The organism is Microbacterium sp. p3-SID336 (assembly GCF_025143365.1).
In the GTDB taxonomy this organism is placed as follows: Bacteria; Actinomycetota; Actinomycetes; order Actinomycetales; family Microbacteriaceae; genus Microbacterium.
This window is the reverse complement of sequence record NZ_JALXPE010000007.1, coordinates 64,179-82,716: the sequence shown is the minus strand read 5'-3', so window position 1 is coordinate 82,716 and position 18,538 is coordinate 64,179. Positions and strand designations below refer to the sequence as shown.

The following is an 18,538-nucleotide window of genomic DNA, read 5'->3' as shown; positions in this document are numbered from 1 at the left end:
CGTGCACGCGGATCAGGACACGTATGTCACGCGGCCGGCGAGCAGCGTGGCCGCGACGGGCATGGCGCGGAGGGCGGAGGCGTCAGCCGTCCGCGGGTCGACGGCGGTGAGCACGACATCCGCGGGCTCGCCCGGGCGCAGAGCGGACCGCACGCTGGCCGCGAGAGCCTGGTCGACCGTGAGACGCTCCTCGGGATGCCACGCGGGCCGTGCGTCGTCCGTGCGCCAGACCGCCGAGGCCATCGCCTGCCACGGGTCGAGCGGAGCCACCGGTGCATCCGACCCGAAGCGCAGTTCCGCGCCCGCGCCGCGCAGCGTCGCCAGCGGGTAGCCGACGGCCGTCTGCTCCGACCAGTGGTGCTCGACCAGATCCCTGTCGTCCACCGCGTGCTGCGGCTGCACGCTCGCGATGACCCCGAGACGCGCGAAGCGCGCCAGATCCGCATGGCGCACGAGCTGTGCGTGCTCCATCGACCCGGTGGCGCCGGTCGCGGTGAAGGCGTCGAGCACCGAGGTCACGGCGCGATCGCCGATCGCGTGCGCAGCGACCGAGAGTCCGGCCGCCGTCGCCGTCGTCAGCAGACTCACCAGCTGGTCCTCCGGGACCGTGAGGACGCCGAAGTTCTCCGGATCACCGGGATAGGGATGCGAGCATGCCGCGGTCCGCGTACCGAGGGAGCCGTCGGTGATGATCTTGAGGGAGCCGACGCGGATCAGACCCTTCGCGTGCTCGGGGACGTCCGCCTCCTCATGGAGCTCGCCGCTGCGCAGTCCCGCGGCGATCGCGCGGTCGAGATCCGCGGGGTAGAACGCGAACTCGACGCGGTGGGCGGCGAAACCGGCGCGGATCCGCCGAGGCCACGCGTCCGCGTTCCAGGCCATGTCGAAGTCGACGAGGCCGGTGACTCCCCGCGCTGCGGCTGCGTCCCCGGCTCTGATCACTGCGAGGTCGCTGTGGCCGGGGTCCACCGCGTTCAGGCGGCGCGAGATCTCGAACGCGTCCTCCTCACGGAGCACGCCGTCATCTCCGCGAAAGCCCTCGCGCGCAAGCGCCGCGGAGTTGAGCCACACGCTGTGCACGTCCGCGTTGATCAGATAGGTGGGGATCGACCCCGTCGACGCGTCCAGCAGCGCCAGCGTCGGCCGGTCGGCCCACAGTGCGTCGCGGAAGCCGCTGCCCACGCGGCGCCCGTCCGCGAGAACGGGCGCATCGCGCATCAGTGCCGCCGCAGCCGCGGGCGAGTCCGCCGCGCCGAGGGGGACGCGCTCGGCGGCGAGAGCCCACTGGACGGTGTGCACGTGGTTGTCCCACAGCCCGGGGACGGCCCACAGCCCGCCGGCGTCCAGCACCTCGCCCCGGGCCGGCAGCGCGCCCGTCGGGGCGATGTCGACGATGCGACCGTCGGCGAGGTGCAGATCGACGGGCTCATCGCCGAGCAGAAACTCGCTGCCCGGGCCGACGACGCGCACGGCGCGCACCGTCTCGATCGCCGCACCCCGCACGGTCACGCGGAGCCTCCGGTCCGTGCATCCTGCGCGCGTCGCATCTCCGCCGCCAGGGCCGCGTTGGCATAGGGTCCGTCCGCGCCCAGCGCCGCGATGACGGCCTCGATGGTCTCCACGGGCTTGTTCTGGCTCAGCTTCCGCTTGGCGACGACCCTCGTCGGCGTCAGACGGAAGCCCACCGTTCCGGCCTCGAGCCTGGTGACGAACGCGGCATCGTTCGGCCGCTCCCACATCCCTCGTGGCTCCGGCATGCGCGACTCGAATCGGTCGACCAGGCGGTCGAGCACCCGCAGGTTCTCCTCGGTCGTGAGGATCTCGGGCACGCCGGCGAGATGCACCGCGGTGTAGTTCCAGGTGGGGACGGCGGCGACGTCGCCGTACCAGCCGGGCGAGATGTAGCCGTGCGGACCCTGGAACACCAGCATCACCTCGCGTGAGCCCAGGCCGTGGATCAGGTCATCCGGACGACCGACGTGGCCGACCACCGTGAGATCCTCGCGGTCCTCGTCGAGCAGCACGGCGTAGTGGGAGGCGACGAGCCCGTCGTCGCCTGCGCTCACCACCGTCGCCCACGGATTCGCATCGATCACGCGGCGGATCTCGCCCACATCGGCGAGCGTGAAGCTCGGATTCTGTCGCATCCCTTCAGCCTAGGGCCGCAGCAGGGAGGGCGATCCGACCCTCAGGCCTGGCAGCGCGGGCACCAGTACAGCTTGCGCGCCCCGATCTCCTCGAGCGCGATCTCCGTTCCGCACACCCGGCACGGCAGCCCAGCCCGGTGGTACACCCAGTGGCGGTCGTCCCTGCTCGCCATCGCCGCGCGGTACTCGTCGGCCGACAGCCCGTCCATGGTCATCATCTGGCCGGTCTCCACGCCGATCGCGAGCAGACGCACCCAGTCCTGCCACATCGCGCGCACCGTCTCCTCCGGGACGTCGCGTCCGGGCGTGTGCGGATTCAGCTGCTGCCGGAACAGCATCTCGGCGCGGTACACGTTTCCGATACCACTCACCACGGACTGATCCATCAGCAGCAGCGCGATCGCGGTGGGCTTCTTGCGCACGGCGCGCACGAACCGCTCCTCGTTCTCCGCCGGGTCTCCGACAAGCGGGTCCGGCCCGAGCTTCGCGATCGTGGCGAGCACCTCGTCGGGCGACTGCAGCACGCACGCCGTCGGCCCGCGGAGGTCGGCGACCGTGATGTCAGTCATCAGCCGCAGTCGCACCTGCCCGACGACGGGCGGCGGCCATTCCTCGCTCTCGTCGGCGAGGCCCTTGGTCTGCTCCGACATGCGCACGTGCACACGGGTGCGCCGGGGAGCTCCGATCGACGCCAGGGAGTTCTCCCCCGCCTCATCGAGGATCGGCTCGTCGTCCAGCACGGTACCGCGCTGATTCGTCTGACCCATGCGACCGTTCGCCGAGGCGATCGTCGGGTCGACGAGGATCTCCCCCGCGAAGTCCCAGGCGCCGTACAGACCGAGGTGCACGCGCAGCCAGAGGTCGCCCTCGGCTTCCAGGAACATCTGCTTGCCCACGGCCTGCACGCTCACCGCCGTGCGGCCGTCGAGGACCGCCGCCCCCTCGGCGAAACGGCCCTGCGGGCTCGAGGCATGCAGCACCTTGCCGATGAAGTTGCGATCGAACTGGCGGGCGATGCGGTGGACGGAATGACCCTCGGGCATTTCAGGCTCGCGGGTCCGGGAGCAGCGACCCATCGCGCTCGAAGTCGGCGATCTGCGCGATCCGGCGGACGTGGCGCTCCTCGCCGGAGAACGGCGTCGCAATGAAGCGGTCGATGAGAGCCGTCACCTCGTCGTACGTGTGCTGCCGTGCGCCGATCGAGATGACGTTGGCATCGTTGTGCTCGCGCGCGAGCTCGGCGGTGGACAGGTTCCACACCAGAGCGGCACGAATGCCCTGCACCTTGTTCGCGGCGATCTGCTCGCCGTTGCCGGAGCCGCCGAAAACGATCCCAAGCGCCTCGACGCCCTCCCGCTGGTCCGCGACGACCGCCTGCGCGGCGCGGATGCAGAACGCGGGGTAGTCGTCGAGTGCGTCGTACTCGACCGGACCGTGATCCACCACCTCGTGCCCCGCCTCACGCAGATGCGCCTGCAGCTGCGTGGAGAAGTCGAGGCCGGCGTGGTCGGTGGCGATGTGGATGCGCATGCGTCCCATCCTAGAATCCGCGAGGCCGCGAGGCCGCCTCAGGGCGCGATGCCGGCTGCCGCGGGCTTGAAGCCCGCCCGCACGTTCTCGCAGCATCCGGGACGGCACACGTCGAACGCGCCGGGAAGCGCCGTCACATGCGGGCGCTCCTCGTTCGGCCGGCCCTCCAAGCGCTCCTGGATCAGGTCGACGATGCCCTCCACGAAGGCAGGCCGCACGCCGGGGGTCGGCGTCCGCGTGAACGCGAGACCGGCCTCCTCGGCCGCCTCCGCCGCCTCGGTGTCGAGGTCCCAGAGCACCTCCATGTGATCGCTCATGAAGCCGACCGGCACCACCACGACGGCCTTGCGCCCGCGACCCGGCAGCTCGCCGATGACATCGCACACGTCCGGCTCCAGCCACGGCTGTGACGCGGGGCCGGAGCGGGACTGATACACGAGCTCCCAGGGCACGTCGGCCGCGGCGGGAAGCGCGGCACAGACCTGGTCCATGGTCCAGGCGGCGACAGCGAGGTGCTGCGCCGCGTAGGCGCCGCCCTCGCCCCAGTCGATGTCCCTGGCGCCCGAGCGCTCGGCGTCCGCGGTCGGAATGCTGTGCGTGGAGAACAGGATCTGGATGTCGGCGGGGGCGATGCCCTGGTCGAGATAACCCTGCACCGCCTCCCGGACTCCGGCCTCGAAGGCCTCGACGAAGCCGGGGTGATCGTAGAACGGCCGGATCTTGTCGATCGTGACGCGGTCACCCAGCCCGGTCTCCTCGAGCACCCTGGCGAAGTCCTCGCGGTACTGACGGCAGCTGGAGAAGGAGCTGTACGCGCTGGTGGCGAAGGCGAGCAGAGTGGAGTGTCCGTTCCGCTCGGCCTCCGGCACGACGTCTTCGAGGTACGGACCCCAGTTGCGGTTGCCCCAGTAGACGGGAAGGTCGATGCCGCGCGCAGCCAGGGCCGCCTCGAGCGCCTCCTTCAGCACACGGTTCTGTCCGTTGATCGGGCTGACGCCGCCGAAGTGGCGGTAGTGGTGCGCCACCTCCTCCAGCCGCTCGTCGGGGATGCCGCGGCCCCGGGTGACGTTGCGGAGAAACGGGATCACGTCCTCCTGACCCTCCGGTCCGCCGAAGCTCGCCAGCAGGATGGCGTCATAGGCGACGGGTGTGGTCACATAGGGAGCGCCGCCGGCAGCGGCGGGCGAGGCAAAGGGAACGACATTCGGCTCGATCGCGGTCACCCCTCCATCCTCCCATCTCGACGGAGCGCCGGCGTCCGCCGCCGGCCGTGACTTTCGCGCCCGCAGCTCCCGGTCGTGAGGCGGACCGGCCGCACTGGCGTAGGCTGTCAGGGTTGCCGTCGACGCCAACTGCGCCGACCCCGGTTACGTCCCCTCACCCCTGGGAGTACAGCTTTGCCTGGAGAGAACCTCACCCGTATCGAAGCGCAGGAGCGCCGCGATGTCATCGACACGCACTCCTATGAGGTCGCCCTCGATCTGACCAAGGGCGCCGAGGTCTTCGGCTCCCGCAGCGTCGTGCGCTTCTCCGCGACGCCCGACAGCTTCACCTTCATCGACCTCATCGCCCGCGACGTCAGGGAGATCTCGCTCAACGGAGAGCAGCTCGACCCCGAGGACGTCTTCGCGGACTCGCGCATCGCGCTGTCGAACCTGCAGGCCGAGAACGTCCTGGTCGTCGATGCGGACTGCCTCTACACCAACACGGGCGAGGGCCTGCACCGCTTCGTCGATCCGGTCGACGGCGAGGTCTACCTCTACTCGCAGTTCGAGGTCCCGGATTCCCGCCGGGTGTTCGCGGTGTTCGAGCAGCCCGACCTCAAGGCGACGTTCCAGTTCACGGTGACGGCGCCCGCCGCGTGGAAGGTCGTCTCCAACTCCCCCACGCCCGAGCCGATCGTGCACGACGACGACGTCACGGCCACGTGGGGCTTCGAGCCCACGCCGCGGATCTCCTCGTACATCACGGCGCTGGTCGCGGGCCCGTACGAGGCCACGTTCTCCGAGCTGACCAGTGCCTCCGGTCGCGTCATCCCGCTCGGCGTCTACGGCCGCAAGAGCCTGTGGCAGCACCTGGACGCCGACTACATCTTCGACAAGACCCGCGAGGGCTTCGCCTACTTCGAGTCGAAGTTCGGCGTCCCGTACCCGTTCGCGAAGTACGACCAGCTTTTCGTGCCCGAGTTCAACGCGGGCGCCATGGAGAACGCGGGAGCGGTCACGTTCACCGAGACGTACGTCTTCCGCAGCAAGGTCACCGACGCGGTCAAGGAGCGGCGGGTCGTCACGATCCTGCACGAGCTCGCGCACATGTGGTTCGGCGACCTCGTCACGATGAAGTGGTGGAACGACCTGTGGCTGAACGAGTCGTTCGCCGAGTGGGCGTCGACCATCGCCACGGCCGAGGCCACCGAATGGACCGAGGCGTGGACCACCTTCAACGCCATGGAGAAGACCTGGGCGTACCGCCAGGACCAGCTGCCGTCCACCCACCCGATCGTCGCGGAGATCAACGACCTGGAGGACGTGCAGGTCAACTTCGACGGCATCACGTACGCCAAGGGCGGCTCGGTGCTCAAGCAGCTCGCGGCCTGGGTCGGCATCGAGGCGTTCTTCGCCGGCGTCTCGCAGTACTTCCAGAAGCACTCCTGGGGCAACACCGAGCTGAGCGACCTGCTCTCCGAGCTCGAGGCCACCAGCGGACGCGACCTCGGCACCTGGTCGAAGAAGTGGCTCGAGACGGCCGGGGTCAACACCCTCGAGCCCGTGGTGGCGGAAGGTGACGACGGGAAGATCTCGCGCTTCGCGATCACCCAGACGGCCCCCGCGGACTATCCCACGATCCGCCCGCACCGCCTCGGCATCGGCTTCTACTCGATGGAGGGCGGCAGCCTCACCCGCACGCACCACATCGAGGTCGACGTGGACGGCGACCGTACCGAGGTCCCGGAGCTGCAGGGCCTCGCACGCCCCGATCTGATCCTCCTCAACGACGACGACCTCGCCTACGCCAAGATCCGCCTGGACGAGAAGTCCCTCGCGACGGCGATCGCCCACCTCTCGGACATTCACGACCCGCTCGCGCGTTCGCTGGTGTGGGGGGCGGCGTGGGACCAGACCCGCGATGCGGAGACCGCGGCCTCGGACTACATCGACCTCGTGCTCGGCAACATCGGACGCGAGACCGAATCGACCACGGTGCGCACCACGCTCGCTCAGCTGCGCACGGCCGCCACGCTGTACGTCGCTCCCGCCGACCGCGAGGCGGCACGACTCAAGGTCGCCGACGGCCTGTGGGCGCTCGCGGAGTCGGCCGAGGCCGGCAGCGACAGCCAGCTGCAGTTCGTCACGGCGTTCGCGAACGCGCTGGTGACCCCGGAGCACGCCGGCATCGTCGGCCGCCTCCGTTCCGGCGAGGAGACGCTGCCAGGGCTGGAGATCGACGCCGACCTGAACTGGCAGCTGCTCGTGGGCCTCGCCACGATCGGCGCCACGGACGCGGCAACCATCGATGCAGCGCTCGCGGCAGACAACACCGCCAAGGGAGCCGAGTTCGCCGCGCAGGCCAGGGCCGCGCTTCCCGACTCCGCGTCGAAGCGCGCTGCCTGGGAATCGCTCATCGAGCGCGACGACGCGCCGAACACGATCGTCCGCGCCGCCGCGCTCGGCTTCGTGCACCCGGCCGGCACCGCCGTGCTGGGCGAGTTCGTGCCGCGGTACTTCGACATGCTCCTGCCCGTGTGGGAGTCCCGCACCTACCAGATCGCGCAGTACCTGATCGTCGGTCTGTTCCCCACCGCACTCGCCGACGTCGCTCTGCGCGATGCCACCCGCACCTGGCTCTCGGCGAACCAGGACGCGCCGCCGGCGCTGCGTCGCCTGGTCCTGGAGAACCTCGCCGACGTCGAGCGGGCGCTCGCCGCCCAGTCGCGCGACGCCGAGGACTGACCACCGCACTGCCACCGATCCGGGCCTCTGCCGCCGCGCTTCCAGCCGGTGCAGAGGCCCGCTCGGTAAAATCGAGGCGATGCTGATTCCCTCCGAGACGACCCCCGCCCCCACGCCCACCCCGCTTCCCGAGTGGTCGCAGAAGATGCTCGCCGTCCTCGCGGACATCGGCGGCAAGGTGCTCGTCGTCGCCATCATCATCGCCTCGTGCGTGCTGATCGCGCTCGTGCTCCGCGGCGTGATCAAGCGCGTCGTGCACCGCATCGTGGACAGCGCGAAGAACAAGGCGTCGGTCGACGACACGCAGGCCCTCGAACGGTCGCCGCTCGCCGACATGCGGCTCGTCCAGCGCACCAGGACCCTCGGCACGATCCTGCAGAACATCGTCAATGTGATGCTCGTCGTCATCGCGATCGTGCTGATCGTGAACGCGATCGACAACAGCCTGCTCGGCTCGCTGACGCTGCTGACGGCCGCCGTCGGCGCCGGCCTCGGTTTCGGGGCGCAGAACATCGTCAAGGACGTCCTGAACGGCATCTTCCTCGTCGCGGAGGATCAGATCGGCATCGGCGACGTCGTGGATCTCGGTCTGGCCAGCGGCGTCGTGGAGTACGTGAGTGTGCGCGTCACCCAGGTGCGCGACGTCAACGGCACCCTCTGGTACGTCCGCAACGGCGAGGTGACGCGCATCGGCAACATGTCCCAGGGATGGGCCAGGGCGATCGTCGACACGGGCGTCGCCGCGGACGCCGACCTGGAGCAGGTGGAGCACATCATGCTGGAGACCGCACAGACCCTGGCCAAGGACCCGAAGTGGCGCACCCGCATCGTGGAGAAGCCGGAGCTCTGGGGCCTGGAGTCCATCGACGGGGACGCCCTTGTCGTCCGTGTGGTCATCAAGACGAGGGCGAATGCGAAGGACGACGTCGCGCAGGAGCTCCGCCGGCGCCTCCGGGCGGCCCTGCTCGAGAAGGACATCGCCGTGCCGCGCATGACGGATGTCGTGCCGACGGGGCTGGAGGGCGCACGACGTGTGCGCGGAGCGAACCCTCCCCAGACGCGTCCCAACGCCGTCACCGGCGTTCCGGTCGTGCCGGATCGCGGGATCTGGCGACGTAAGAAGCAGGCGGGCGATGGGAGTGAGCAGAGATGACGTTCTACGACGAGGTCGGCGGGCACGAGACGTTCCGCCGGATCGTCTCGGTGTTCTACCGTGAGGTGGCATCGGACCCGGTCCTGAAGCCGATGTACCCCGAGGAGGACCTCGGGCCCGCCGAGGACCGGCTGCGCATGTTCCTGGAGCAGTACTGGGGCGGCCCCGGCACCTACGGCGAGACGCGTGGTCACCCGCGACTGCGCATGCGACACGTCCCGTTCCACATCGACCCCGACGCGCGCGATCGTTGGCTTCGTCACATGCGCACCGCTCTCGACGAGGTGCAGTTGTCTCCGCTGCACGAATCCACGTTGTGGGACTACCTGGAGCGCGCCGCCTATGCCATGGTGAACACATTCGAGCCGTCGGGCATCGGTCCGGCTCCGCACGGGCGCCCCACACTGGAGACCCGCTCACGTCAGGAATCAACGGAGAACGCATGACGACGACGCCCCCGACCGCAGACGTCCTGGTGATCGGTTGGGGGTTGGCAGGGCTCGTCGCCGCAACCGAGGCACTCGATGCCGGACGCCGCGTCATCATCGTCGACCAGGAGCCGCGGACCAACCTCGGCGGGCAGGCGTGGTGGTCGTTCGGCGGACTCTTCTTCGTCGACTCCCCCGAACAGCGCCGGTTCGGCATCAGGGACTCGCTGGAGCTGGCGACGCAGGACTGGTTCGGCAACGCCGCGTTCGACCGCCCTGAGGACGAGTGGCCGCGGCGCTGGGCGGAGGCGTACCTGAACTTCGCGGCCGGCGAGAAGCGCTCCTGGCTGCACGGGCTCGGAGTCCGCTTCTTCCCCGTGGTGGGATGGGCGGAGCGCGGCGGCTACGGCGCGATCGGCCCCGGCAACTCCGTGCCGCGGTTCCACATCACGTGGGGCACCGGCCCCGGTGTCGTCGCGCCCTTCGCCGCCGCGGTGGAACAGGGCGAGCGCGAGGGACGGCTCACCGTGCTCGCGCGGCACCGGGTAGAGAGCCTGATGCTGACCGACGGCCGGGTCACGGGCGCCAGGGGCACAGTTCTCGCCTCGAGCGGTGCCGACCGGGGCGCCCCGTCCTCGCGCGAGGTCATCGGCGAGTTCGAGATCAGCGCGAGCGCGACCATCGTGTCCTCCGGCGGCATCGGCGGCAACCACGAACTCGTCCGCGCGGCCTGGCCCGCGCGCCTCGGCACTCCGCCCACGCACATGCTCTCCGGCGTCCCCGCGTACGTGGACGGCTCCATGCAGGCCGTGAGCGCCGCCGCGGGTGCGCGACTCATCAACGGGGACCGCATGTGGCACTATGTCGAGGGCATCACGAACTGGGACCCGGTCTGGCCGGCCCACGGCATCCGCATCCTCCCCGGTCCGTCGTCGCTGTGGCTCGACGCCACCGGCAAGCGGCTTCCCGTTCCGCTCTTCCCCGGCTTCGACACGCTGGGCACGCTCGCGCATCTGCGCACCACCGGCCACGACCACTCCTGGTTCGTCACCTCGCGACAGATCGTTGAGAAGGAGTTCGCCCTCTCCGGCAGCGAGCAGAACCCCGACCTGACGGGCAAGGACGTGGCCCTGCTGCTGCGCTCACGGCTCGCGAAGGGGCCGACGGGGCCCGTGCAGTCCTTCCTCGACGAGGGACGGGACTTCATCGTGGAGAACGACATGGAGACGCTTCTCGAGGAGATGAAGCGCCATGATGGCGGCGACGCGCTGGACATCGACACCGTGCGGCGCGAGATCGTGGCGCGCGACCGCGAGATCGACAACGACTTCACGAAGGACGCCCAGATCGGGATGCTGCGCTCCATGCGCGGCTACCGGGGGGACAAGCTCATCCGCACCGCAGCGCCGCACCGTCTGCAGGACCCTGCCGCCGGACCGCTCATCGCCGTGAAGCTGCATGTCCTCACGCGGAAGTCGCTGGGCGGCATCAACACCGACCTGGACGGCAGGGTGCTGAACGCCAGCGGTGAGCCGGTGCTCGGGCTGTACGCGGCCGGTGAGGCGAGCGGCTTCGGCGGCGGAGGCGTGCATGGCTACCGCGCGCTGGAGGGCACGTTCCTGGGCGGGTGCCTCTTCTCCGGGCGACAGGCCGGGCGCGCGGCCGCCTCCGCCGTCTGAGCCGGTGCTGTCCGACCACGTCTCCGTGCGGCCGCTGCCGGTCAGGCCGGGGAGCCCGTGTCGCGAACGCGGGTGAGACCGGACGCGACGGGGCCGCGCGCGAGGACATGGCCGCGACGGAACGCCAGCCGCGTCCACCGCCCGGCGCGGGACACCGGCACCTGCTCCTCCCCCGAGATGAATCCCATCGCGTCTGCGGCGAACGCGACGCCCCGCGGCAGTCCGCCGAGATCCTCGTCGGGTTCGCCCCAGATGGCAGCCCGCAGGGCGCGTACGGCCTCCTCGCCCGAACCCGGCCCTGCCCCGCGTGCCACCGCGGAGATGCCCCACTGCGCCCGCTGAGCGATCACGGACGCCGGAAGCGCGGATTCCACCGCCCACCCCTGGCGCGGCGGGGCGACGCCCGCCCACGCCGGCGACATCCCGGTCTCGGGGAGGGCGAGGCTCGCGTCGGCGTCGGTCGCCGAGAGGGAGTCCACCACCACGTCGCATTCGAGTTCGGGGTCGGCGTGCACGATGCGCATCGCGAGGATGGTGGGCGTCTGATCGAACAGCGCCTGGGGCGCGAGCACGGCCGTGGTGAGCGCGAGCACCCCGCGACTGCCCTGCAGCCGCACCCCCTCATCGGTGATCCTGGCAGCGCGGCCGACGAACGTCAGAACGTCCTTCGCCGTATCCGGGTCGGCGAGAACGAGGCGGTGGGACACGCGTTCTAAACTACCAAGGACCGGCGTCAGCGGACGCGGAGAGGAAGCCATGAGCGCGGACGTGCACGCCATCCGGACCGTCGAGACCCTTCTGGAGGTGCTCGACCTGGATGCGACCCAGGCTCGCACCACCGAGGACATCTTCACCGGCTCCTCGCACCCGATGCCGAGCGGGCGCATCTACGGCGGCCAGGTGCTCGCGCAGACGCTGCTCGCCGCGGAGCGCACCCTGCCCGAGGACAGGGCCGTCCACTCGATGCACGGCTACTTCCTGCGCCCTGGCGACGCCGCGCAGGGGATCACGATCGCCGTCGACCGCATCCATGACGGACGCTCCTTCTCCACCCGGCGCACGCAGGCCTATCAGAACGGGGTGCCGATCTTCTCGATGATCGCCTCGTTCCAGGACGCCGATCCGGGCGTCGAGCACGCGGAGCCGATGCCGGAGGGCGTTCCGGAGCCGGAGAGCCTCGCGCCGGACGAGGAGCGGGTCCCCGGCCTGACCGGCGGAGCCCTGCGGATGCTGAGCGAGCGTGCCGCCGACATCCGCCACATCGATTCGCCGCTGTACCTCCCGAACGACGACGAGCGCGTCCCCCGCCAGGGCGTGTGGATGCGACTGCGTGCACCGCTCCCCGACAACCAGCGCCTGCACCGCGCTGCACTCGCCTACCTGAGCGACATGACCATCCAGGAGTCCATCCTGCGTGCGCACGGCGTCTCCTGGGCGCTGCCGGGTCTCAAGGTCGCCAGCCTGGACCACGCGATGTGGTGGCATCGACCCGCCAGGGTCGACGAGTGGCTGCTCTACGAGCAGGAGTCGCCGAACGCCCGCGGCGGACGAGGACTCGCGACGGGGCGGATCTTCACGCGGGACGGCAGCCTGGTGGCGAGTGTGGCGCAGGAGATCATGATCCGGGTGCCGGTCGACCACGCCTGACCCGTGCGTCGCGTTCAACGAGCCGTCCGGGGGTGCTCAGCGCCCCGAACGTTGCGCTCGGCGACCCGTCCGGGGTTCCTCAGCGACTTATCCGAGGGTGCCCAGCGACCCGTCCGCGGGGCGCTCAGCGGTGCGCGTACTCGATCGACGAACCCACGTACGGCTCCCACGCCTCGCGCATCTCCGGAGTGAGCCGGGTCGGACGTCCGGTCCCGGCGTCGACGAGCACGATGATCGCCGTGGACCGCGCGTACAGCTCGCGGGGCTCCGCCGCGGGGTCGTTGTGCACCTCGTAGCAGACCTCGACGCTCGAGCCGCCGAGCTTGCCGAACCACATCTGCACCTCGAGTGGTCGGCGCTGGTACGGCACGGGTGCGAGGTACTCGATCTCCTGCCGGGCGATCAGCGTGAGGATCCCCTCTTCGATGCCTGAGTCGAGGACCGCCGTCGAGGGCGCCTCCTCGCCGGGACCCGCACGCCAGAAGGCGCGCACCCGCGCCTCCTCGAGCAGCTTGAGCATCGAGGTGTTGTTGACGTGGTTGAACGCATCCAGATCGCCCCAGCGAAGGTGGATCGGGATGTGCAGACGGGTATCCGGCGAGGACTCGGTCATCGTCGTCAGTCGCGAGTGAGCTTGCGGTGCGTGGAACGGTGGGGCTTGGCCGCGTCCGGTCCCAGGCGCTCGATCTTGTTCTGCTCGTACGCCTCGAAGTTGCCCTCGAACCAGTACCACTGGTCGGGCTTCTCGTCGGTTCCCTCGTAGGCGAGGATGTGGGTCGCGATGCGGTCGAGGAACCACCGGTCGTGGGTGATGACCACGGCGCAGCCGGGGAACTCCAGCAGAGCGTTCTCGAGCGAGCTCAGGGTCTCGACGTCGAGGTCGTTGGTCGGCTCGTCGAGGAGCAGCAGGTTGCCGCCCTCCTTCAGGGTGAGCGCGAGGTTGAGACGGTTCCGCTCACCGCCGGAGAGCACGCCGGCCTTCTTCTGCTGGTCCGGCCCCTTGAACCCGAACTTCGACACGTACGCACGCGACGGGATCTCGGTCTTGCCGACCGTGATGAAGTCGAGCCCGTCCGAGACGACCTCCCAGAGGGTCTTGTTCGGATCGATCGACGACCGGGACTGGTCGACGTAGCTGATCTTCACGGTCTCGCCGACCTTGAGGTCACCGCCGTCGAGCGGCTCCAGACCGACGATCGTCTTGAACAGGGTGGTCTTTCCGACGCCGTTCGGGCCGATGACGCCCACGATGCCGTTCGGCGGCAGGCTGAAGCTGAGGCCGTCGATGAGCGAGCGGCCGTCGAAGCCCTTCTTGAGGTTCTTCGCCTCGATCACGACGCTGCCCAGACGGGGACCGGCGGGAATCTGGATCTCCTCGAAGTCGAGCTTCCGCGTCCGCTCCGCCTCCGCCGCCATCTCCTCGTAGCGGGCGAGGCGGGCCTTGGACTTGGTCTGGCGGCCCTTGGCACTGGACCGCACCCACTCGAGCTCGTCCTTCAGGCGCTTGGCGAGCTTCGCGTCCTTCTTGCCCTGGATGTCGAGGCGCTCCGCCTTCTTCTCGAGGTAGGTCGAGTAGTTGCCCTCGTAGCCGATCAGGCGGCCCCGGTCGACCTCGGCGATCCACTCGGCGACGTGGTCGAGGAAGTACCGATCGTGGGTGATCGCGATGACCGCGCCCTTGTACGACTGCAGATGCTGCTCGAGCCACAGCACGCTCTCCGCGTCGAGGTGGTTGGTGGGCTCGTCGAGCAGCAGCAGATCCGGCTTCTGCAGCAGGAGCTTCGCGAGCGCGACGCGACGCTTCTCACCACCGGAGAGCGGCGCGATCGCGGCATCGCCCGGAGGCGTGCGGAGCGCGTCCATCGCCTGCTCGAGCTGGGAGTCGAGGTCCCAGCCGTCGGCGGCGTCGATCTCCTCCTGCAGCGTGCCCATCTCGGCGAGCAGCGCATCGAAGTCGGCGTCAGGGTCGGCCATGAGCGCGGAGATCTCGTTGAAGCGGTCGAGCTTCGCCTTGATCGCGATGCCGTCCTGGATGTTCTCCAGCACGGTCTTCGACTCATCGAGCTCCGGTTCCTGCATGAGGATGCCCACGGAGTATCCGGGCGAGAGCTTGGCCTCGCCGTTGGACGGCGTGTCGAGCCCCGCCATGATCTTGAGGATCGTCGACTTTCCGGCGCCGTTCGGACCGACCATGCCGATCTTCGCCCCTGGCAGGAACGCCATCGTCACGTCGTCGAGGATGAGCTTCTCGCCCACAGCCTTGCGCGCACGCACCATCGAGTAGATGTACTCAGCCACCGAAAACCGCTCCTTCTGTTGGCGTCGAGGATCGACACTCCAGCCTACCGGCCGCTACGGGGTGGGTTCGTGTGCCCCGTGTCACCAGTCGATCGGCCGCGTCTGGCCGACGAGACAGCGCCCGCCGGCGAGCTGCGGCATGACCTTGGTGACGACCTCGCCCGTCGATGGACCGACCTGCCCGACGAGACAGGACTCCTCCCCCCATCGCACGGAGAACTGCAGACTCTCGACCGGGTTGCCCACGGTCGTCTGATCGGGCGTCACCTGCATCGCCGCGCGATCGAAGCCCGCCGCGACGAGACCGTCGACGTACGCACGCCCCTCCGCGCGCTGTTCGGTCGACCACACGCCCTCAGCGACAGCACGGAACAGCGGGAGGTTGTCCTCGGCCGTTCCCTCCGGGAGCAGCGTGGGCGCAGGCGCCGGTGTGACCGCCCCAGAGGCGGACGGGCTTGCCGTCGGCCGGGACTGCTGCTCCTGCGCGGGCGCGCAGCCTGCCAGGATGATCAGCGCTGCGCTGGCGGCTGCGAGCATGCCGAGGGCACGCGGAGACGGGAGCGTTCGAAGCACGTGCAGAGTCTACGTCGGCGGGCTCAGACCTCCCATCCGCCGGCTGAGACTCCCCCGCTCGACGCCCCGCCCGACACGGTGCCCGGTGCGACGCCCGGCTCCCCGCCCGGCGCGAGGCCCGGCTCCCCGCCCCGCGTCCTGCCGCGTCAGGCCTCTCGCGCGTCCGCGAGGTCCCGATCCGCGAACCCGTGCTCGATCATAGGGGCGTCCCAGTCCGAATCCTCGGGGCTCAGCTCGGACTCGACCGCCGGAGCCTCCGTCTCGTCCGAGCGGTCGGAGGCGTCCCAGGCGTCACCGCGGCCGGTCCTGCGCGGACCGGGACGGAAGGCGGTGGTACCCCAGCGCAGGTCATGCCCGATCGCGTCCGCCTCGATGTCGACGCTCGTTCCGTGCTTCCCGTTGCTCTCCCACGCCCGTACCCGGAGCCGTCCGCTCACGATCACGCCGTCCCCGACGCGCAGGGAAGCTCGGGCGTTCTCCCCGAGCTGCCGGAAGGCAGCCACCGAGAACCAGTTGGTGTCGGTGTCGATCCAGGTCTGGGTGGCGGTGTCGAAGCGTCGATGGGTGCTCGCGAGCCGGAAGTTCGTCACGGGGACACCGCTCCCGGTCTGGCCCTGCGTCGGATCGGTCGCAACCCGCCCGACGACTGTGATCGTCTCCACCATGATGTGCTCTCCTCTCGATCCCGGCGGTCGCCGGCTGCCTCCAGACTGCGCCGCCGGCCCGGCGCCCGATCACCCAGAAGCCGGGCACTGTGGACGATCAGCGCCGAACGACGTTCGTGCAGAAAAGACCAGGCCGCACGCGTGTCGCTCGTCGAACCGAATGTCGGTGGTCGGTCATATGTTCGAGACAGGAAAGGAGTTTCGATGACTGACAGCATGACCGCCCCGGCGACCGAGATCCCGCTGGTGGCACCTCACCTCGCCTCGGAGAGGGAGCACCTGGTCCGCGCGGCGGACCACCTCTGGCGGGTCCAGGATGCACGTGAGCACGTGCTCGGCCATCTGCGCCTCGTCGCCGATCCCCTGGGGCTGCGCTACCGCGCGGAGCGCCTGCACCTGGCGACCGGCACGTTCCGCGTGATCGGCGAGTTCTGGCGCGCCGACGATGCCGTTGCGGCACTGCGGTACTGCTGAGCGAAGACGCCCGGGCGGTGAAGCGCCCCCGGCAGGATTCGAACCTGCGACCAAGAGATTAGAAGGCTCCTGCTCTATCCCCTGAGCTACGGAGGCGGACTCTTCTACCGTACCGCGCTCCGCGGGGCGATGTCGGAGCCGTCGATAGGATGGCGATATGGTATCTGCCTCCGAGAACGACCGGCTCGTCTGGATCGACTGCGAGATGACGGGCCTCGATCTCGCCGTGGATGAGCTCGTGGAGATCGCCGTTGTCATCACCGACTTCGAGTTGCGTCCGCTCGACCCCGGCTTCCAGGTCGTCATCAAGCCGAGCGACGATGCACTGTCCCACATGAACGACTTCGTCACGAAGATGCACGAGACCTCCGGGCTCATCGAGGAGATCCCGCTCGGGGTCACTCTCGACGAGGCCGAGGCGCAGACCCTCGCCTACATCAAGCGCTTCGTGCCACTGGAGCGGAAGGCGCCGCTCGCCGGCAACACCATCGGCACCGACCGCATGTTCCTCGCGAAGTACATGCCGCAGGTCGACCAGTGGCTGCACTACCGGAACGTCGACGTCTCGAGCATCAAGGAGCTGTCCCGCCGCTGGTACCCGCGGGTGTTCTTCCAGGCCCCCGTGAAGGACGGCGGGCATCGCGCCCTCGCTGACATCCTCGAGTCGATCCGGGAGCTCCGTTACTACCGCGAGGCGGTGTTCGTCGACGAGCCCGGACCCTCCAGCGATGACGCGAAGAACATCGCCGCGCGCACCGTGTCCGAGTTCACCTCGAACATGTAATAGAATCGTAGGGTTGCCTGTTTCGGCGGGCGCATGGTGGGTATAGCTCAGTTGGTAGAGCGCCTGGTTGTGGTCCAGGAGGTCGCGGGTTCAAGCCCCGTTACTCACCCCAGGAAGAGAGACCCGGCCCCCGCGGCCCGGGCTTCTCTCGTGTCATGGCGCCGAGACCCGACCCGACAGGGCCCTACACTGATGGGGTGTCACTGGCGGTCTGGTTCTCGTTGCTCACCGCCTCCGTGGTGATCAGCTTCACGCCGGGCGCCGGCGCGATCAACACGATGTCGAACGCGCTCACGCAGGGATGGCGACGCTCGATCTGGGGCATCATCGGGCAGCAGATCGCTCTCATCGTTCATGTCGTGATCGTCGCGGCGGGCGTCGGCCTGCTCGTGTCCCGCTCCGAGCTCCTGTTCAACGCGATCAGGTACGCCGGTGCCGCCTACCTCGTGTTCCTCGGGCTCCGCCTCATCTTCAGCCGACCGACGATCGGGACCGACGACTCCCCCGCTCCGACAGACCCGCATGAGAGCCACTGGTCGATGATGCGCCGCGGATTCTGGGTCAACCTGCTCAACCCGAAGGCGATCGTCTTCTTCCTGGCGTTCATCCCGCAGTTCATCCGCCCGGATGAGCCGCCGCTCCCGCAGTATCTCGCGCTGGTCACGACGGTCGTGGTGGTGGATGTGCTGGTCATGTGGGGCTTCTTCGCCGCCGCCGCACGTCCGTTCCGGCGGCTCACCGCCACCGCGCGCGGGCAACGCATCCTCAACAGCGTGTTCGGCTCCCTGTTCATCGGCGTCGCCCTGCTGCTCGTCCTCCTGCACTGAGCGGAGCGGCTCTCACCGCCTCTAGGCTGGTGACGATGGACATGGATGCCGCCGCCTTCGAGGCGCTCGTGATCGAGGAGCTCGACCAGTTGCCAGACGACATGGTCGAGCAGCTGGAGAACGTCGTCTTCGTCGTCGAGGATCGCCCGGAGGACGGGAGCCTCGATCTGCTCGGTCTCTACGACGGCCTGGCGTTGACCGAGCGCACGCAGTACGGCATGGGCGAGCTGCCCGACCGCATCATCCTGTACCGGGAACCGCATCTGGCGCAGTGCGAGACCATCGACGAGCTCCGGGATGAGATCCACACCACACTGGTGCACGAGATCGCCCACTTCCACGGCATCGACGACGCGCAGCTGCACGAACTCGGATGGGCGTGA

Annotated in this window: 19 protein-coding genes and 2 tRNA genes; 10 read left to right on the top strand and 11 right to left on the bottom strand. The window is 69.4% G+C overall.

Annotation, left to right across the window (positions count from 1 at the left end):
- Positions 1–12: 12 nt before the first annotated feature.
- From M3C17_RS03565 to M3C17_RS03545, 5 genes are read right to left on the bottom strand one after another with little or no spacing between them, the layout of a single operon-like run.
- Complete coding sequence (locus M3C17_RS03565) at positions 13–1,509, bottom strand: amidohydrolase (RefSeq protein ID WP_259976265.1); 1,497 nt, start codon at positions 1,507–1,509, stop codon at positions 13–15.
- A complete protein-coding gene (locus M3C17_RS03560) occupies positions 1,506–2,147 on the bottom strand; it encodes an FMN-binding negative transcriptional regulator (protein ID WP_259976264.1) in 642 nt (213 codons plus the stop codon). The genes M3C17_RS03565 and M3C17_RS03560 overlap by 4 nt, the downstream gene beginning before the upstream one ends.
- Before the next feature lie 41 nt (positions 2,148–2,188).
- A complete protein-coding gene (locus M3C17_RS03555; RefSeq protein WP_259976263.1) occupies positions 2,189–3,190 on the bottom strand; it encodes an Fpg/Nei family DNA glycosylase in 1,002 nt (333 codons plus the stop codon).
- A 1-nt stretch (position 3,191) separates the two neighbouring features.
- Positions 3,192–3,677, bottom strand: a complete 486-nt coding sequence (locus M3C17_RS03550) for a ribose-5-phosphate isomerase (protein ID WP_259976262.1) — start codon at positions 3,675–3,677, stop codon at positions 3,192–3,194.
- 38 nt (positions 3,678–3,715) lie between these two features.
- The gene (locus tag M3C17_RS03545; RefSeq protein ID WP_259976261.1) at positions 3,716–4,900 is read right to left on the bottom strand and encodes a ferrochelatase; all 1,185 of its coding nucleotides are present in this window, start codon (positions 4,898–4,900) and stop codon (positions 3,716–3,718) included.
- 174 nt (positions 4,901–5,074) lie between these two features.
- Here M3C17_RS03545 and pepN point away from each other — a divergent pair, with 174 nt between their 5' ends.
- From pepN to M3C17_RS03525, 4 genes are all read left to right on the top strand, one after another.
- On the top strand, positions 5,075–7,627 hold the full coding sequence (gene pepN / locus M3C17_RS03540) for an aminopeptidase N (RefSeq protein WP_259976260.1): 2,553 nt from the start codon (positions 5,075–5,077) through the stop codon (positions 7,625–7,627).
- Positions 7,628–7,706: 79 nt separating this feature from the next.
- A complete protein-coding gene (locus M3C17_RS03535) occupies positions 7,707–8,780 on the top strand; it encodes a mechanosensitive ion channel family protein (RefSeq protein WP_259976259.1) in 1,074 nt (357 codons plus the stop codon).
- Positions 8,777–9,226 (top strand): globin, encoded by a 450-nt coding sequence (locus M3C17_RS03530; RefSeq protein WP_259976258.1) that lies wholly within the window; start codon positions 8,777–8,779, stop codon positions 9,224–9,226. Before M3C17_RS03535 ends, M3C17_RS03530 begins: the two co-directional genes overlap by 4 nt.
- Positions 9,223–10,887 (top strand): FAD-binding dehydrogenase, encoded by a 1,665-nt coding sequence (locus M3C17_RS03525; protein ID WP_259976257.1) that lies wholly within the window; start codon positions 9,223–9,225, stop codon positions 10,885–10,887. The genes M3C17_RS03530 and M3C17_RS03525 overlap by 4 nt, the downstream gene beginning before the upstream one ends.
- A 41-nt stretch (positions 10,888–10,928) precedes the next feature.
- Here M3C17_RS03525 and M3C17_RS03520 read toward each other — a convergent pair whose 3' ends face one another.
- Positions 10,929–11,594 carry a hypothetical protein gene (locus tag M3C17_RS03520; RefSeq protein WP_259976256.1) on the bottom strand — a complete coding sequence of 222 codons (666 nt, stop codon included), beginning with the start codon at positions 11,592–11,594 and terminating at the stop codon, positions 10,929–10,931.
- A gap of 49 nt (positions 11,595–11,643) precedes the next feature.
- Here M3C17_RS03520 and M3C17_RS03515 point away from each other — a divergent pair, with 49 nt between their 5' ends.
- Positions 11,644–12,534, top strand: coding sequence for an acyl-CoA thioesterase II (locus tag M3C17_RS03515; protein ID WP_259976255.1), 891 nt, complete (start codon positions 11,644–11,646; stop codon positions 12,532–12,534).
- Positions 12,535–12,658: 124 nt separating this feature from the next.
- Here M3C17_RS03515 and M3C17_RS03510 read toward each other — a convergent pair whose 3' ends face one another.
- The 4 genes from M3C17_RS03510 to M3C17_RS03495 all read right to left on the bottom strand — a co-directional run bounded on the left by M3C17_RS03510 (position 12,659) and on the right by M3C17_RS03495 (position 16,070).
- Positions 12,659–13,147 (bottom strand): thioesterase family protein, encoded by a 489-nt coding sequence (locus tag M3C17_RS03510; protein WP_259976254.1) that lies wholly within the window; start codon positions 13,145–13,147, stop codon positions 12,659–12,661.
- A 5-nt stretch (positions 13,148–13,152) separates the two neighbouring features.
- The gene (gene ettA, locus M3C17_RS03505) at positions 13,153–14,832 is read right to left on the bottom strand and encodes an energy-dependent translational throttle protein EttA (RefSeq protein ID WP_259976253.1); all 1,680 of its coding nucleotides are present in this window, start codon (positions 14,830–14,832) and stop codon (positions 13,153–13,155) included.
- 81 nt (positions 14,833–14,913) lie between these two features.
- Positions 14,914–15,405 (bottom strand): DUF6993 domain-containing protein, encoded by a 492-nt coding sequence (locus M3C17_RS03500; protein ID WP_259976252.1) that lies wholly within the window; start codon positions 15,403–15,405, stop codon positions 14,914–14,916.
- Between the two features lie 146 nt (positions 15,406–15,551).
- The gene (locus M3C17_RS03495; RefSeq protein ID WP_259976251.1) at positions 15,552–16,070 is read right to left on the bottom strand and encodes a single-stranded DNA-binding protein; all 519 of its coding nucleotides are present in this window, start codon (positions 16,068–16,070) and stop codon (positions 15,552–15,554) included.
- A 204-nt stretch (positions 16,071–16,274) separates the two neighbouring features.
- Here M3C17_RS03495 and M3C17_RS03490 point away from each other — a divergent pair, with 204 nt between their 5' ends.
- Complete coding sequence (locus tag M3C17_RS03490; protein WP_259976250.1) at positions 16,275–16,544, top strand: hypothetical protein; 270 nt, start codon at positions 16,275–16,277, stop codon at positions 16,542–16,544.
- 23 nt (positions 16,545–16,567) lie between these two features.
- On the opposite strand, the gene M3C17_RS03485 is transcribed toward M3C17_RS03490, so the two are convergent.
- Positions 16,568–16,640: transfer RNA gene (locus tag M3C17_RS03485), tRNA-Arg, on the bottom strand.
- Between the two features lie 61 nt (positions 16,641–16,701).
- On the opposite strand from M3C17_RS03485, the gene orn reads away from it, so the two are divergent.
- From orn to M3C17_RS03465, 4 genes are all read left to right on the top strand, one after another.
- Positions 16,702–17,328, top strand: a complete 627-nt coding sequence (gene orn, locus M3C17_RS03480; protein WP_259976249.1) for an oligoribonuclease — start codon at positions 16,702–16,704, stop codon at positions 17,326–17,328.
- Positions 17,329–17,364: 36 nt separating this feature from the next.
- A tRNA-His gene (locus M3C17_RS03475) sits at positions 17,365–17,440 on the top strand.
- Between the two features lie 85 nt (positions 17,441–17,525).
- A complete protein-coding gene (locus M3C17_RS03470) occupies positions 17,526–18,155 on the top strand; it encodes a LysE family translocator (protein ID WP_259976248.1) in 630 nt (209 codons plus the stop codon).
- Positions 18,156–18,190: 35 nt separating this feature from the next.
- Positions 18,191–18,538, top strand: coding sequence for a metallopeptidase family protein (locus M3C17_RS03465; RefSeq protein WP_259976247.1), 348 nt, complete (start codon positions 18,191–18,193; stop codon positions 18,536–18,538).

Bases quoted from the DNA above. Each gene is read 5' to 3' on its own strand.
- orn (WP_259976249.1), top strand. From the start codon at position 16,702: ATGGTATCTGCCTCCGAGAACGACCGGCTCGTCTGGATCGACTGCGAG.
- M3C17_RS03515 (WP_259976255.1), top strand. From the start codon at position 11,644: ATGAGCGCGGACGTGCACGCCATCCGGACCGTCGAGACCCTTCTGGAG.
- M3C17_RS03560 (WP_259976264.1), bottom strand. From the start codon at position 2,147: ATGCGACAGAATCCGAGCTTCACGCTCGCCGATGTGGGCGAGATCCGC.
- M3C17_RS03465 (WP_259976247.1), top strand. From the start codon at position 18,191: ATGGACATGGATGCCGCCGCCTTCGAGGCGCTCGTGATCGAGGAGCTC.
- M3C17_RS03525 (WP_259976257.1), top strand. From the start codon at position 9,223: ATGACGACGACGCCCCCGACCGCAGACGTCCTGGTGATCGGTTGGGGG.
- M3C17_RS03535 (WP_259976259.1), top strand. From the start codon at position 7,707: ATGCTGATTCCCTCCGAGACGACCCCCGCCCCCACGCCCACCCCGCTT.
- M3C17_RS03495 (WP_259976251.1), bottom strand. From the start codon at position 16,070: ATGGTGGAGACGATCACAGTCGTCGGGCGGGTTGCGACCGATCCGACG.
- M3C17_RS03510 (WP_259976254.1), bottom strand. From the start codon at position 13,147: ATGACCGAGTCCTCGCCGGATACCCGTCTGCACATCCCGATCCACCTT.
- M3C17_RS03490 (WP_259976250.1), top strand. From the start codon at position 16,275: ATGACTGACAGCATGACCGCCCCGGCGACCGAGATCCCGCTGGTGGCA.
- M3C17_RS03555 (WP_259976263.1), bottom strand. From the start codon at position 3,190: ATGCCCGAGGGTCATTCCGTCCACCGCATCGCCCGCCAGTTCGATCGC.
- M3C17_RS03550 (WP_259976262.1), bottom strand. From the start codon at position 3,677: ATGCGCATCCACATCGCCACCGACCACGCCGGCCTCGACTTCTCCACG.
- M3C17_RS03530 (WP_259976258.1), top strand. From the start codon at position 8,777: ATGACGTTCTACGACGAGGTCGGCGGGCACGAGACGTTCCGCCGGATC.